Genomic DNA, 14,409 nt, shown 5'->3' on the forward strand with positions numbered 1-14,409 from the left:
ACTGCCAAAATAATTATAGTTTTTTTCATCGTATCACCTTCCCTTTGAATTATAATTCAAGAGGTATAACTTGTCAAGAATTATTTTTGACTACTAAGTTTTTTGATCCTTTGATAAATCTCGCTTCTCAACTCGTATTTTTTTGCGTATCTATATTCGTAATATAATTCAATAATTTCCTTTAATGTGCTTTCTTTGCTTTTTCTTCTTGCAAACTCTAAAATCGTTTCATTTTCATTTTTATCATTGCCAATGAGGCTAACGATTTTTCTTGCAAGGTAATCTACACTTTTAGTTTCCATGTTTTTGAAAATAAAAATACCAATTAATAAAATACAAATAAGGAGAACATAAATATTATTCCTTTGAAGTGCTTTGAAGAAGTTAAATGCAGCGTTTCCAAAATTTGTAAAGCCTTGCGAGAATTTTTCAAATAACTGTGTCTGGCTCTCGCTACTATATGTTACAAAGTTTCTATACCAGAACATCCTTATGGTATCAACAAACAAACTAAATTTGCTTGTATTTACTTCGCTAGGAGGAGTCGGGTCAACCCTTACCCAGGTGTCATTAATATAAACTTCTGCCCAGGTATGCGCATCTTTTGCTCTTACGATATAGTATTTCAAGTTATTGTTCCACTCGGTTGTAACAAAACCAGATACAAGGCGTGAAGGAATATTTGAAGTCCTTGCAAGGATTACAAAGGCTGTTGCAAAATGTTCACAATATCCACTCTTATGATTAAGTATAAAATCGTCAATATTCTCTGAAGTTGGCGTAAGAGAATATTCGTTATTATTTCTGAGGTAGTTTAAGATAGCATTTATTTTATCGTTTGGGGATGTTTTTCCTTTTGTTATTTCTTTTCCTAAATTTACAATTTCTGGATTAATTCCTCTTAGGTCAAGAAATTTTAAAAGATCATTGTGATTTAAAAATGTTTTAGAAGGAGAGTTTTCGAAAAATGTATCGTATTTAATAGTTTTGAAAAATGGAGCATCAAAATAAAGGTTATCGAGATTATCTCTGTAAATGTATCTAAAGTTGCCAAATAAACCGGTTGAATAATCCACTTTAAAAATCACATCTGTGTTGTTTGGCTCAAGGTATATTGTTGCCTTTTTTCCACTATTATCGAGAAAGTTACCTAAAATATCTGGATAAATTTTTTCTTTCTGCTCACTTTTGTACCACTTGCCATTTAAGAATGTTGAGTACCTTAATCCAGAGATGTATAAAGGAGTATTCCCTTTTTCTTTTTCCACCCTCATTACAATTGTGTAATCCAGGCTCACTGGATTTGCATCAATCGAGACATCCGTCGAAAAGTTCGTTGTTGCCCTTGCAGTGATTGGATTGCCATGGACTACTCCAAGAGTAAAACGAGGGAGCGAATAAAAGAGAACAAGTGTTAACATAAAAGATATAGTAATAAATATCGAAATGTCTTTTTTGTGCGGGATTGTTTTGCCTAAAGCCAATTTTTCTTTAAACTGAGTCTCAACAAGGAAGAAGAAAGAAGAAATAAGAAAGAGCATTGCGTTTATTCCGAATAAAAACGAAATTGTTCCTATTGAAGAAAGAAGAGAAAGCATTAAACCTACGATAAAGATTTCAAAATAGTCAGAAGGCTCTTTTGAAACCACAAATTTTGCGCTCATAGAAGAAATAAGTAGAGCTGAAATAAGTATAAAAAGGTCTACTCTAAGCGCAAGGAGTAATAAAAACACGAAGAGAGGGAAAACTTCGAATCCCTTTTTAAAACTATTTGCGACTTTTGTCTCTTTTAAAATAATTGCAAGAATTGGTAAAAGCATAAGAGATAAAAATGCTGGATTTATAAGCGCAACAAAGCCTATTGATGTTAAAGAAAAAAGAACAAAAAATAAGTTCAATCCATTTAACTTAGGCAAATTCGATATCTTCATCTGTTATCCCTTTTTCCACTTTGATTGGTTCTATGTTTTCTAATTTTACTTCCGCCAAACACTTCATAATCTTGAGGTAATTTTCATAATTAATGCACTCTATGTTCAGTTTGGGGCTCATGAACTCGAATTTAACACCTTCATGATAAAACTTGTAAACAAGAGAAGCGATTTTTTTGATAGCAACTTCAAAGTTTTGAGAAGAATATAGCGTAGACGAGTTATTGAATACCACCACTAAATTTCCCTCTGATGCGTTAGCAACATTAATTATGTGAAGGTCTCCCAACTTTGCAGAAATTTTCCACGAAATCCTTCTTGCATCTAAACCATCCTTATACTTATCTATTGAATAAAAATCTCCATCATTACTTTCCTTTGAAGCGTTAACGCCGCTTAATGCTCTGTTTTTAATTCTTATTTCCACCACTTCAGGAAAGACATAGAATTTTTCGTTAAATGTCTTTTCTTTAGTGCGAATGAAAAATCCAAAAGGATAACTTGATGAAACTTTTACATTTTTGATTTCGTATCGACCTCTTTTTTTAAAGTTTAGTCTTATACTCTTTTTCTCTTCTTCTTTTACTGCATCAAAATGAATCTTGTGTCCTAAGAGTTCTATATCAAGGAGAAATTTTTTTGTTTTATCTAAACTTGATACTGCAACCATAAAAAATGTATCCTTTTTTGTATATATTTCTTTTGGCATATCGACTTTTACATCAATACCATTGAGATTCTTTACCGCAAGATATGAAGATGCTCCAAATATAGAAAGGGATATAGCAAAGATAAGGTATATCATATTGTTCCCAGAATTAAATGAAGCAAAGCCAATAATAACAAGAATAAGAATATAAAGGATGCCTTGCTTGGTTATTGATATCTTACTATATGGGAACTTGCGTCTCGTAAATGATGGTTTCAATAATTTCATCCTTAAGTTTTTCTTCGTATTCCTTGAAAATTAACCTGTGTTTAAGAACGGGCTTTGCAAGTTTTTTAACATCCTCTGGTATTACAAAATTTCTTCCGCTTATTTTTGCAAAAGCTTTTACCGCCTTAACAAAATCTATTGCGCCTCTTGTGCTTAATCCAAGCCTTATGTATTTTGAGGTTCTTGTCTTTTTAACAATTTCATAGAGGTAATTTAGAACGCTCTCTTCTATTAACACATTTTTTGCTTCCTCTATTATTTCCTTGAGTTCGTTAATGGTAAGCACAGGATTTAAATCTTTTGCTTCAAGCTTCTTTCCCTTTTGGAGTATCTCAAGTTCGTAACTGCTTTCTGGGTATCCTACTTCAAGAGATATCATAAACCTATCAAGTTCACTTTCAGGGAGTGGATAGGTGCCAGCAAATTCAACCGGGTTTTCCGTTGCGATAACCATAAAGGGATTTGGAAGTTCATACCTTTTGTTGTCAACTGAAACTGTTCTTTCGCTCATACCTTCAAGAAGTGCAGATTGGGTCTTTGGGGGAGCCCTGTTTATTTCATCGCCAATTACTATATTTGCAAATATTGGTCCTTTTCTAAACTCAAAAGTATTTGTTTCCTTGTTATAAACCGTTACACCCGTAATATCAGTTGGAAGTAGATCCGCTGTGAATTGAATTCTCGAAGTTAAAACATCAATAGATCTTGCTATCGATTCTGCAAGTGTTGTTTTTCCAACACCAGGTATATCTACATAAATGAGGTGCCCTTCGGCTATTAGTGGGGTTAGTGAAAGAAGTATTGTTTCCCTTTTACCGAAAATAACTTTCTCTACATTATCTACAACCTTTTTAATTCTTTTATCTAATTCCATTCAAACTCTCCCTTATGCGCTAAAAGATATTTTATTTCGTCATTTTTGTCTTTGATTTCTCCTTTTATTCTCAAGGAAGTTAATGTATCAAAAATCTTTCTGTATTGTGGTCCTTCCTTTAAGCCAAGTTTCTTAAGGTCCTCACCTTTAAGTTCGTTTCTTATGAATCTCAGGCTTCTTAAATACTCTTTCAGGAATTTCTTAGCTATTCCTTTTGCTTTAAAGTAATACGCCTCAATATAAATTTGCTCGATTCTATTAAGTCTTACAACAAGGTTTGCTTTGTCTTCAGTTTTGATTGCCTTATTCAAGCCTTTTAAAATAGATATAGCCTCATTCATTTTTAGAATATCGTTCTTCTTAATGCCAAAAATACGATTGATTTCCTCTTCGTTAATTTTTCCTTTCGGAAGGAATATAAGAAAAAGAATTGCTTTTAGCCTCTTTGTCGTGTCAAACTCGTGTTTGTAAAAAGACTTGATTGCGTTCACAGTTGCTTTTGGGATATTGTTAATCCTAAATAACTCTTTTGTAATTCCATAATTCCCGAAAAGTTGCAGAACCGTATCTATTTCGTTTTTTGTTAGAAGTTCCTTCAGTTCCTCTTGAACTCTTTGCGATCTACTTGAGAAAAGTGCTCCAATTTCGACTGCCTTTTTGAGAAGCGCTTCTGTCTCTTTTGAAAGCTTAAAACCAAGTTCGACCGTATATTTTATTGCTCTAAAAATTCTCGAGGGGTCCTCTATAAAGGAAAATGGTTTAAGCACTCGTATAATTCCCTTTAACAAGTCTTCGTATCCATTGAAGTAATCGTAAAGTGTTCCAAAGGTTTTTTCTCTAAGGTCTACCGCCATTGCGTTTATTGTAAAATCCCTTCTTGCAAGGTCCTCTTTTAATGTTGCTTTTTCCACAATCGGAACAAGTGAATTCTCAACATAATATTCTCTTCTTGCTGTAACAAAATCAAAATTCATATTGTTATATACGAAATGTACTGTCTCTGTTTCTTCAAATATATCAATAATTCCGTCAAATCTTTTTCTTAATTCGTTTCCCAGTGCGATTGCCTCCGTTGTTACAAAGTCGAAGTCTACAATTTTCTTTCCAAGTAGTGCATCTCTTATTGCGCCGCCTACAAGGTATATTTCAAGATTAAGACTACTTCCAATTTTTCCAAATTCTTTTAACAGTTTAAATGTTTCTTTGCTTGTTGCATTTGCAATAACTTTTGCAATGTATTTTCTGTCGGGAATATGTGTTTTTGTGATAGATCTTGGAATTTCTCTCATCATGTCTTCGAATTTGTATGCCTTAAGTAAGTCGCTTCGGGAGATTATCCCAACTATTTTCCCGTTATGTTCTACAAGGACTCTTCCCACATCTTCATTTACCATTTTATCTTCAATTTCTCTTAGGTTTGCGAATGCTTCAACAGTAACGATCCTTGGCGAATAGAATTGTTTTACTGAACTATTCTTTTTACCAAAGAGAAACGCTTTTTCAATATTCTTTTTTTCTATAATCCCTATGACTTTTCCGTTTTCCTCAATTGGAAGTCCGGAAAAACCCATCTTAACCATAATTTCAAAAGCTTCTTTAACAGTCGTACTTGATGGGATAGTTTTTACAGGAGAACTCATTATGTCTTTTGCCTTAAGAGAATAAAAGTTTGAGGAATTAACAATTTCAAGTATTTTCTTTGAAACACTTTCGATAGATTCTCCATCCATTGTTGCAGAAATTGCAGTGGGATGCCCGCCACCGTTCAAAGATTCTGCAACTTCACTTAAGTTGAACGATTCACCTACGCTTCTTCCAATTATATGAACTGTATTCCCTATTTTAACGAGAACGAATATTACATCGAGATCAACCATTTCAAGGATTTTGTGTGCAAGTATAGAAACCCCTGGGACATATTTTTCAATTTCTGCGTAGGTAATGCCAATTTTGTTGCCGTTCACGTTGTATTCCTTTAATTTTTCAAGAAGTGTTTTCAACAGTCCAACTTGTTCTTCCTGAAGGAATGGGGATGTAAATCTATGGACAAGTTTCATATCAACACCAAATGAGAACAGAAACTCAAGAGCTTTAAAGTCCTCGCTTGTAACAGAAGCAAACGATAATGAGCCTGTGTCTTCATAAATGCCAAGAGCGAGAATTGTTGCTTCTATTGGAGTAAGGCGGACTTTCTTAAGCCTTAATAGATTAACAAGAATTGTTGTGTTTGCACCGACATTTTTACCTACAACAATTGCGTTTTCTATGTCTGTCTCTCCTGGGTGATGATCTATAACTACAATTTGTGCATTCTTTTTCTCCAATAGTTCTACGCCATTTCCTATTCTATTTTTAAGTCTTGTATCAACAATAACTATCCTTGAAATATTCTCAAAAAAATCTTTTGGAAGATCTCTCATCTTTTTGAAGTTAAGAATTGGTGAGAATAGAGAAATTATCTTTTGTGCATTTATGTCGGTTGAGCCTGGGTGAATGACAACTGAGCCTGGATAAAGTTTTGAGCAAGCAAATACAGATGCTATAGCGTCAAAGTCCGCTCCTGCGTGAGTTAAAATTACTGTGTTATTGCTCATTTAGAAGAGTTTATGCACCCCTTCTCTTGAAACCCTATAGTAGATTAAAGGTGGCGTCTCTACGGGTGTTTCCTCCACTTCAAAAAGCATGTTAAATCTTTTAATTGCTTCTTCTAATTTAGCCTCATTGTTTGCAAGAATTGTTCCGATTTCTTGCCCAGTTTCGATTTTGTCACCGATTTTCATTGGAAATATAATACCGCAAGATAAATCAATAGTGTCCTCTTTCTTTTCTCTTCCTGCACCTAAAAATTGTGCAAGTCTTCCAATGCCTTTTGTATCGATTTTTGATATATAGCCTGATTTTTGAGCTATTAAAGGTTTTCTAAATTTCGCCTGTGGAAGAAGCGAATAGTTGTTAATTACATCCTTGTTTCCGCCCTGTGCTTCGATTATCTCGGCAAGTTTCAAAAGCGCTTTTCCGCTTTCAATAGCTTCTCTTATGAGCTTTTTGCCAGATTCTATATCAGAAACACGTCCCCCGAGCCGTAACATTTCGCTTCCAAGAGTTTCAATTACTTCAAAAAGTCTTTTACTTCCCTTTCCTTTTAAAATATTGATTGCTTCCTCAACTTCAATCGAATTTCCAATTGCATCACCAAGGGGCTCGTTCATATCTGTTATATAAGCAACTGTTTCTCTTCCAAGAGAGTTTCCAATTCTTACCATTGCTTCTGCAAGTTTCAATGCATCCTCAAGATTTTCCATAAATGCCCCATTCCCGACTTTTACATCAAGTACTATAGCATCAGTTCCAGATGCGATTTTTTTGCTCATTATACTTGAGGCAATAAGAGGAATGCTATCTACAGTTCCTGTTACATCTCTAAGAGCGTAGATTTTTTTATCCGCAGGAACAAGTTCAGAACTTTGCGAAATAATTGCACCGCCAACTCTGTTTACAATGGCAATGAACTCTTCAATTGGTATTTCAACCCTGAATCCTGGGATTGACTCAAGTTTGTCAATAGTTCCACCCGTATGTCCCAATCCTCTTCCAGACATCTTGGCAACAGGTACACCCAAAGATGCAACAATTGGTACAAGGGGTATTGTCACTGTATCTGCTACTCCACCAGAACTATGTTTGTCAACTTTTATGCCGTTAATTCTTGAAAGATCTATAGTTTTTCCACTATGAATCATTACATCAGTTAATGTTGAAAGTTCTCTATCAGACATTCCTCTAAACCACACTGCCATAAGGAATGCAGCCATTTGGTAATCTGGCACTGTCCCTTCGACATAGCCCATTACAATTTCTTTTATTTCCGAATCCTGGAGAGGTTTTCCGTATTTTTTCTTTTCTATAATTTCTACGATACTCATTTAAACCTCCTCAAGAAACTCACTCAAAACAAGGGAGATTTTCTCACCGCATTCCTTTGCAATTTGAACAACTTTCTCGTGCTGAACTTCTCCTTCTGCAAAGGCGTTATCAGTTATGCATGAAAGTCCAACAACCTTCATTCCGTAGTATCTTGCAAGTATTACCTCTGGGACCGTTGACATTCCGACTGCATCAATTCCAAGTCTTTCCATAAGCAATAGTTCTGCTATTGTTTCAAAACTTGGTCCCATCACTGCACAGTAAACTCCTTCTTTTATTGGGATATTATGTTTGTAAGCAATAGACTTGATAATTCTTCTGTAGTCTTCATCATAAACATTTGTCATATTAACAAACTTTTCGTTTCCTTTTTCTCCTCTTAACGGGTTATCTGCAAATATAAAGTTTACATGGTCTCTTATAAGCATTAGATCTCCTGCTTTTAGTGTTGGATTAACAGCACCAGACGCATTCGAAACGATTAGATTTTTTATTGAAAGAGCATTAGATGCTCTCACAGTCATCGTTACTTCTTTCATTGAATAGCCTTCGTAGTAGTGGAACCTACCGTTAAAAAATATCACATTATGTTTCCCTAATTTTCCGAATACAAGTTCTGAAGCGTGTCCTAAAACTGTTGAAACAGGAAAGTTTGGTATTTCTTTGTAGGGAATTCTTTCATAAATTTCTGCTTTTTCAAGCATACTTCCAAGACCGGTTCCTGTTATTATCGCAAAATCTGGTGCGTACTTTGATTTAAAAGGCTCAAAAAATTTGTTTAATTCTTCCATTTTTTCCTCCCTATTCAATAGATGCTAAGTAATAATAAAAAGGTTGTCCGCCATAAACAAGGTCGAACTCCAAATTTGGAAAGTCGTTCTGCAATTTTGTCAATAACTCCCTTGCATTGCTCTCATTAGTATCCTTTCCATAATAGATTGAAACAAATTCCGCATTGCTAATCTTATCTTTTACTTCCTGTAGCAGTTTAATGAAAGTTTCTTCTGGGGTTTCTCCTGTTGCAATAAGATTATCGTCAAAGAACCCGATAACATCGTTTTCCTTTATCTTAATACCGTTAAAACTTGTATCTCTTACAGAGTATGTTATTTCTACAACATGAATTCTTTCTAATACCGATTTTGCTTCTTCAAGGTTTTCCTCTATTGTACTTTCAGAGTTGAACGAAAGTATAACCGGGACTGCCTGTGCAGGGTTCTTGGTCGGTATTATTTCAACTCTTTTGTCCTGTGATAATTTCTTTGCTTCTTGTGCGGCGAGGATTACATTTGGGTTATTTGGTAATATAAAGACAGTGTTCTTTGAGCATTCATTAACTGCGTTGAGTATATCCTGAATTGAAGGGTTCATTGTCTGACCACCTTCAACAACCTTCTCAACACCGAGGCTTTCAAATAGTTTCTTGAATCCATCTCCTTGTGCTATTGATACGATGGAAAATTCAAACCTGCTTTCAACTTTTTTAGGTGCCTCTTGTTCTTTCTTTGTGAATGCATCTGTTTGAATTTGCATGTTTTCGATATGAGCTTCTTTAATCTCTCCCTTATCAAGAGCATATGCAATGACCTTGTAGGGTTCATTTGAGTGTATATGAATCTTTGTTAAATCCTCTGCATCTGCAACTACAATGCTATCACCAAATTGCTCGAGGTCTTTTCTTATTAAGTCCCTTGGGTAATCTCCAAAATAGCACAAAAGAACCGTATCAAACTTGTATTCAAGAGACTCGCCTTCCATATGAGCTTCGGTTATTAATTCCTCCACTTCTTTTGCCTTCGTGAGTTCACCTTTTAATGCCTTGTATCCGCCTTCAAAAATGTAAATTAATCCCTGACCACCGGAGTCTATAACCCCTGCCTCTTTCAATACAGGTAGCATTTCTGGTGTTCTTTTTAGCGTTCTTTTACCTTCGTCTATAATGTAAGAAAGTAGAGAAAGTAAATCGCTCTTATTTGAATATTCGATTGATGCCTGAGCCATTGTTCTTATAATTGTAAGGATTGTTCCTTCAACTGGTTTTATTACTGCCTGGTATGCAACCTTTGTTGCATTTTGAAGTGCACGTGATAAAAGAACACCATCAATCTTATCAACATTGTCTATTGGCTCAAAAAAACCTTTTAGAATCTGTGATACGATTACACCGGAATTACCTCTACCGCCGATTAGAGCGCCTTCGCAGAGTGCTTTGCCAAAATCTCTTATATTTTTGGGATTTTTCTTATCGACATTTTCTATTGCTGTCTTTAAAGTTAAATACATATTTGTTCCAGTGTCACCGTCAGGAACCGGGAAGACATTTAGTTTATTTACTTCCTCTCTTTTCTCTCCAAGATATTGTAAAGCCCCTCTAAAGAATGTATCGAGGTCTTTAAGTTCAAGATATTCCATCATTCTTCTCCTTTAATTCCTTTTATTACTACATCGACATCTACATCTTTAATATGTGTAAGTTGTTTAACTTTATAACTAACCTGGGAAATTATTGTATTTGCGATTTCTAAAACATTCGTGCCACCCTGGACAACTACATAAAGAGTTATTTTTACGCTGTTGTTATCCAGTATATCAACATCAACGCCGGATTCATATTCTTCAATTTTTAGTACTTTTAGTATCTGGTCATAGAAAGTTTTAGGTGCAAGACCAACAACACCATAGCACTCTATAGTTGCGTATGCTGCAATCTTTTTAATTGCATTTTCGCTTATTATTATCTTAGCCATTTTTTACCTCCAAATGTTTTATAAATTATAGCATATTTGATAATTTTTTAAAATTTTTGGAAAAGCGCCTACCTACTTGCAAATATTATCAAAATCTATAAAATATATAGGTATTTTTGAAAAATAATTTTACTTTTTGGAGGTAAGATATGGCACAGAAATGCGAAATATGTGGTAAGGGCCCTATTACTGGAAATAGGGTTAGTCACTCTAACAGAAAAACAAAGAGAAGATTCTTGCCTAATCTACATAAGGCAAAAGTGATGATAAACGGAGAAATAAAAGTATTAAGAGTGTGCTCTGATTGCCTTAATAAGTACAAGATATAATCAATGGAAGTTCGCTCCCTTTACTTTGACGGAAAAGTTCTCCACATCTTAGACCAAAGGTATCTCCCCTTTGATATTATTGATGTTGAGTGCACAAACGAGACCGATGTGTGGGAAGCGATAAATAAGATGAAAATAAGAGGCGCACCTGCAATTGGTGTTGCTGCCGCGTACGGTATGTACCTTGGTTTAAGAGATTTTTCGGGGGATAGCAATGCCTTTATTGAAAAAGCAAAACAGTTGAAATCTTATCTTGATAGTGCAAGACCAACGGCAGTTAACCTTGCGTGGGCGACTAAAAGAGTTCTTGATAAAATTCTCGAAAACAAGGACAAGAGTGTTGAGGAACTTAAGGAAATTGTTCTAAAAGAAGCGAAACTCATTGAACAGGAAGATGCTGAAAGAAATTTCAGAATTGGTGAATTTGGGTCGGAACTTTTTTCAGAAGGCGATACAATAATGACAATTTGTAATACTGGTGAACTTGCAACAGTAAAATACGGGACTGCCTTTGCCGTTATTAAGAGATCATTTGAAAAGTACAAAGATATTAAAGTTATTGCTCTTGAAACACGCCCTTATCTTCAAGGAGCAAGGCTTACTGCATTTGAATTAAAGGAAGCAAATATACCTTTTAAACTTATAACTGATAATATGGCCGCATTCCTTATGCAAAAAGGGCTTGTTTCTGGAATTGTTACAGGTGCTGATAGAATTGCTTCAAATGGCGACACGGCAAATAAAGTAGGGACATATATGCTTGCAGTTCTTGCATACTATCATAAGATTCCTTTTTATGTTGCAGCACCTATTTCAACAATTGACCCTTCAATAGTTAGCGGAAAAGAAATCCCCATTGAAGAAAGAAGTCCCGATGAAGTTACGCATTGTATGGGTAAAAGAATTGCACCTGAGGGTGTTGAGGTTTATAACTTTTCTTTTGATGTAACGCCACACGAACTAATAACTGCAATTATTACGGATAAGGGAGTCATCTTCCCGCCGTTTAAGAAATCTATAAAGAAACTATTCGAGTCTTAAAGATGTTTTTACTGCTTCAACATCTTTTGCGATGAGGGTTTCAAAGCCCTCTTTTTTTGCTTTATATGCAATAAGTGCTGTATAAATCGGTATGAACTCTTTTCTTCCATCAAAATGCTCTAAAATTTTCGAATCTTCTATAATTAAAGTACTGCCCCTTTTTCCTTTAAGAAATTCATCTAAACTTAAAACATCTTTAAAATTTTCAACTTCAAATAATGGGATGTCTAACTCGCGTTTAAGATTTTCAAAAAACTTTGTTTCTTCCTCGGATTTGGATCCTCTTACGACAATACCGTCTGCCCCTAATTCTGAAACCCTGTAAGAAAAAATTCTGTAGTTTTCAAAGCTTACTTCTTTCTTATCAGATATTCTTAATTCATTAGTATCAAGAAGACCATAAATTTTCATTTAATCCTCCATCACCAAATTATAAGCAAAGTTGAATAATAACCTCCTATACAGTATTATCAAATAATGGTCGCTTATAAGATTTACCAACTTTGCAGTGCCTATTGCATCTCTAAGTGCAATGGTTGACTCCTTTGGAAAAATCTCATCAAAAATTGCACGGAAAAGAACTACTTTTCTTCCCCTTATAAGAGGCGCAAAAGTAAGAGGGTCAAAAAGGAAGCACCTCTTTTTAAACTCAATTTTTTCAATATCTTCAGTATTCTTAATTAACCTGAGGATATCTGGAAAATCTTTATGTATTTCTTTACACTTTTCGTATGTGCAGCCGTAACTTTCGTAAGTTGTCTCGGTTTCGTACTTCTTTCTTATTAGCCTTGTTGCAAGGCTTTTCCAAACAATGTACTCGTGATTGCCGCCGGTTACTACAAGCATTCCATTTCTAATCCTTTTGTCTACTCCCATTAAAATTGTTCCTATTATTCCCCCAAAGCTAAAACCCATCAAAGTAAAGCCCTTTTCACCAAATCCATTTTTCTCAAGATGGTTCATAAGTGCCCTTATATCTAAAATTGCCTGTCTATAATCCCTTATGGACTCTTCAATGTCGTCTGTTAAAAATTTTTCTCCGTCTTTTATCCCTTTAACCCTTCTTTCATAGTGGAAGGGCAATATAGGCATTAAAAGCGGTATTCCAACTTTTGCGAATCTAACGCCAAAATATTCGAGGTGTTTTACATTTCTTTTCCCCATTCCATGCAATAATATAACAACCCTGTCGAAGTTACTTTTCGACGGAAGGAATAGATATCCAATGTTAATATCGTTTTCTTTGTATCCTGATTTAATTAAACTCGGAGAAGTGATTTTAATGATTTGGTAGTCCTTATTCGCTTTGTATTCCTCTTCTCTAAATTCTATTTTTGTGTTAGGTAGGTCGTAAATCATAAAAATATTATAAACCAATTTGATAAAAAAGTATCTTTTTATATAATATCCCTTGGAGAGGTGGCTGAGCGGTTGAAAGCGCCTGACTCGAAATCAGGTAGAAGGGTAACCTTCTCGTGGGTTCAAATCCCACCCTCTCCGCCAGAAAAGTATGGAAAACTACGATGTTATTATTGTTGGTGGAGGTCCTGCAGGTTCAACTCTTGCCCATTTTTTGGGTAGTTATGGTATTAATTCGGTTGTTTTAGAAAAAGGAGTACCTTTTAGAGATAAAGTTTGTGCTGGTGGGCTCCCTAAAGGAATTTTTGATATTCTCCCTGAGAGTGTCGATAAAAACTTTGATTATGTTTCTTACAAGACTTTCAGGGTATTTTATAAAGGTGAAATTGCAGCAGAGACCGAATTAAAAGAACCCTTTGCCTTTGGCGTTATGCGAAGCCAATTTGATGAGCACCTTAGAAAAGGGGTAAATGTTAAGTATCAAGAGAAATTTATTTCTTTTGAGGAAGATAAGAGTGGTGTCTTTGTAAGAACTGACAAAAATGCCTATTCTGGAAAAATTCTGGTCGGTGCAGATGGTATTGGAGGGCTTGTATCTATCCTTTCGGGGCTCAATAAAAAAACCAAAATTATCATCGCGGAAGAAAAAGAAATCCCTAAAAAAGACCACGAAAGCAGTTTGAATGTTTTCCTGGGAAATTTTGCATTAGGCTACGGATGGAAATTTGACAAAAAAGATGTAACTTCAGTTGGAGCAGGTGCCCTTAAAAGGTATTATAGAAAAGGTTTTTCAAATTTTGTTGATAAGACAAGAGCACCAACAAAAGTCTATCCTATTTCTCTTTGGGATAGAGATGAGAATATTGCAAAAGGAAGAGTTGTTCTTGTTGGAGAGGCTGCATCAATTGTTGATCCATTTAGTGCAGCAGGCATTTATCATTCGATCCTTTCCTCGAAAATTCTTGCAGAATCCATTAAGGAAAGCTTTGATAAAGGAAATATTTCTTTTACTGACTATATAGAAAAACTTAATAATTCAATCTTTGATGAATTTAAATATGCAGGTATTCTTTCGAGTGCATTTTATCCAATGCTTCCTCTTTTAAAGAGAGTTGTTTTTAAACCTCATATACTTGAATTTATTTTAGAAGCGCAGAATGAAACTGGGTACTTATCTTATAAAAAAGTATTTGAAAGATTCTCAAAATCGAGTCATTTAGAGGTAAGAATTGCCTTGGGAATACTTAAGTTACTTAAAATTGTATAG

General features: G+C 34.8%; 13 protein-coding genes and 1 tRNA gene. 4 read left to right on the forward strand and 10 right to left on the reverse strand.

Translation table 11 applies throughout. The features are described 5' to 3' along the window. Positions 1 to 80: 80 nt before the first annotated feature. Genes JHC30_02180 through JHC30_02215 form a run of 8 tightly spaced genes read right to left on the reverse strand, consistent with a single transcriptional unit; the run spans position 81 to position 10,413 of the window. Positions 81 to 1,931 carry a DUF3488 domain-containing protein gene (locus JHC30_02180; GenBank protein MCI4462963.1) on the reverse strand — a complete coding sequence of 617 codons (1,851 nt, stop codon included), beginning with the start codon at positions 1,929 to 1,931 and terminating at the stop codon, positions 81 to 83. Further along, positions 1,909 to 2,859 carry a DUF58 domain-containing protein gene (locus JHC30_02185; protein MCI4462964.1) on the reverse strand — a complete coding sequence of 317 codons (951 nt, stop codon included), beginning with the start codon at positions 2,857 to 2,859 and terminating at the stop codon, positions 1,909 to 1,911. Before JHC30_02185 ends, JHC30_02180 begins: the two co-directional genes overlap by 23 nt. Continuing rightward, positions 2,822 to 3,742, reverse strand: coding sequence for a MoxR family ATPase (locus JHC30_02190; GenBank protein MCI4462965.1), 921 nt, complete (start codon positions 3,740 to 3,742; stop codon positions 2,822 to 2,824). The genes JHC30_02185 and JHC30_02190 overlap by 38 nt, the downstream gene beginning before the upstream one ends. Next, positions 3,733 to 6,336: a CBS domain-containing protein gene (locus JHC30_02195; GenBank protein MCI4462966.1), complete on the reverse strand. Its 2,604-nt coding sequence runs from the start codon at positions 6,334 to 6,336 to the stop codon at positions 3,733 to 3,735. Before JHC30_02195 ends, JHC30_02190 begins: the two co-directional genes overlap by 10 nt. Next, positions 6,337 to 7,665: a pyrimidine-nucleoside phosphorylase gene (locus JHC30_02200; protein MCI4462967.1), complete on the reverse strand. Its 1,329-nt coding sequence runs from the start codon at positions 7,663 to 7,665 to the stop codon at positions 6,337 to 6,339. Continuing rightward, positions 7,666 to 8,457, reverse strand: a complete 792-nt coding sequence (locus JHC30_02205) for a purine-nucleoside phosphorylase (protein ID MCI4462968.1) — start codon at positions 8,455 to 8,457, stop codon at positions 7,666 to 7,668. Positions 8,458 to 8,467: 10 nt separating this feature from the next. Then, the gene (locus tag JHC30_02210) at positions 8,468 to 10,078 is read right to left on the reverse strand and encodes a DAK2 domain-containing protein (GenBank protein ID MCI4462969.1); all 1,611 of its coding nucleotides are present in this window, start codon (positions 10,076 to 10,078) and stop codon (positions 8,468 to 8,470) included. Next, on the reverse strand, positions 10,078 to 10,413 hold the full coding sequence (locus tag JHC30_02215) for an Asp23/Gls24 family envelope stress response protein (protein ID MCI4462970.1): 336 nt from the start codon (positions 10,411 to 10,413) through the stop codon (positions 10,078 to 10,080). The genes JHC30_02210 and JHC30_02215 overlap by 1 nt, the downstream gene beginning before the upstream one ends. Positions 10,414 to 10,562: 149 nt before the next feature. Here JHC30_02215 and JHC30_02220 point away from each other — a divergent pair, with 149 nt between their 5' ends. Together JHC30_02220 and mtnA are read left to right on the forward strand one after the other, a co-directional pair. Continuing rightward, complete coding sequence (locus JHC30_02220; GenBank protein ID MCI4462971.1) at positions 10,563 to 10,742, forward strand: 50S ribosomal protein L28; 180 nt, start codon at positions 10,563 to 10,565, stop codon at positions 10,740 to 10,742. Between the two features lie 3 nt (positions 10,743 to 10,745). Then, positions 10,746 to 11,783, forward strand: a complete 1,038-nt coding sequence (gene mtnA, locus JHC30_02225; GenBank protein MCI4462972.1) for an S-methyl-5-thioribose-1-phosphate isomerase — start codon at positions 10,746 to 10,748, stop codon at positions 11,781 to 11,783. Here mtnA and JHC30_02230 read toward each other — a convergent pair. Together JHC30_02230 and JHC30_02235 are read right to left on the reverse strand one after the other, a co-directional pair. After that, positions 11,769 to 12,194 (reverse strand): hypothetical protein, encoded by a 426-nt coding sequence (locus JHC30_02230; protein MCI4462973.1) that lies wholly within the window; start codon positions 12,192 to 12,194, stop codon positions 11,769 to 11,771. The two genes, mtnA and JHC30_02230, sit on opposite strands and share 15 nt — an antisense overlap. Continuing rightward, positions 12,195 to 13,142 (reverse strand): hypothetical protein, encoded by a 948-nt coding sequence (locus JHC30_02235; protein ID MCI4462974.1) that lies wholly within the window; start codon positions 13,140 to 13,142, stop codon positions 12,195 to 12,197. A 54-nt stretch (positions 13,143 to 13,196) separates the two neighbouring features. Between JHC30_02235 and JHC30_02240 the strand changes: the two genes are divergently transcribed. Together JHC30_02240 and JHC30_02245 are read left to right on the forward strand one after the other, a co-directional pair. Then, positions 13,197 to 13,286 (forward strand) — tRNA-Ser (locus JHC30_02240). Between the two features lie 7 nt (positions 13,287 to 13,293). After that, the gene (locus JHC30_02245) at positions 13,294 to 14,409 is read left to right on the forward strand and encodes an NAD(P)/FAD-dependent oxidoreductase (GenBank protein ID MCI4462975.1); all 1,116 of its coding nucleotides are present in this window, start codon (positions 13,294 to 13,296) and stop codon (positions 14,407 to 14,409) included.

Source organism: Caldisericum sp. (genome assembly GCA_022759145.1).
GTDB lineage: Bacteria > Caldisericota > Caldisericia > Caldisericales > Caldisericaceae > Caldisericum.

Bases quoted from the DNA above. Each gene is read 5' to 3' on its own strand.
- JHC30_02180 (MCI4462963.1), bottom strand. From the start codon at position 1,931: ATGAAGATATCGAATTTGCCTAAGTTAAATGGATTGAACTTATTTTTT.
- JHC30_02190 (MCI4462965.1), bottom strand. From the start codon at position 3,742: ATGGAATTAGATAAAAGAATTAAAAAGGTTGTAGATAATGTAGAGAAA.
- JHC30_02195 (MCI4462966.1), bottom strand. From the start codon at position 6,336: ATGAGCAATAACACAGTAATTTTAACTCACGCAGGAGCGGACTTTGAC.
- JHC30_02200 (MCI4462967.1), bottom strand. From the start codon at position 7,665: ATGAGTATCGTAGAAATTATAGAAAAGAAAAAATACGGAAAACCTCTC.
- JHC30_02205 (MCI4462968.1), bottom strand. From the start codon at position 8,457: ATGGAAGAATTAAACAAATTTTTTGAGCCTTTTAAATCAAAGTACGCA.
- JHC30_02210 (MCI4462969.1), bottom strand. From the start codon at position 10,078: ATGGAATATCTTGAACTTAAAGACCTCGATACATTCTTTAGAGGGGCT.
- JHC30_02215 (MCI4462970.1), bottom strand. From the start codon at position 10,413: ATGGCTAAGATAATAATAAGCGAAAATGCAATTAAAAAGATTGCAGCA.
- JHC30_02220 (MCI4462971.1), top strand. From the start codon at position 10,563: ATGGCACAGAAATGCGAAATATGTGGTAAGGGCCCTATTACTGGAAAT.
- mtnA (MCI4462972.1), top strand. From the start codon at position 10,746: ATGGAAGTTCGCTCCCTTTACTTTGACGGAAAAGTTCTCCACATCTTA.
- JHC30_02230 (MCI4462973.1), bottom strand. From the start codon at position 12,194: ATGAAAATTTATGGTCTTCTTGATACTAATGAATTAAGAATATCTGAT.
- JHC30_02235 (MCI4462974.1), bottom strand. From the start codon at position 13,142: ATGATTTACGACCTACCTAACACAAAAATAGAATTTAGAGAAGAGGAA.
- JHC30_02245 (MCI4462975.1), top strand. From the start codon at position 13,294: ATGGAAAACTACGATGTTATTATTGTTGGTGGAGGTCCTGCAGGTTCA.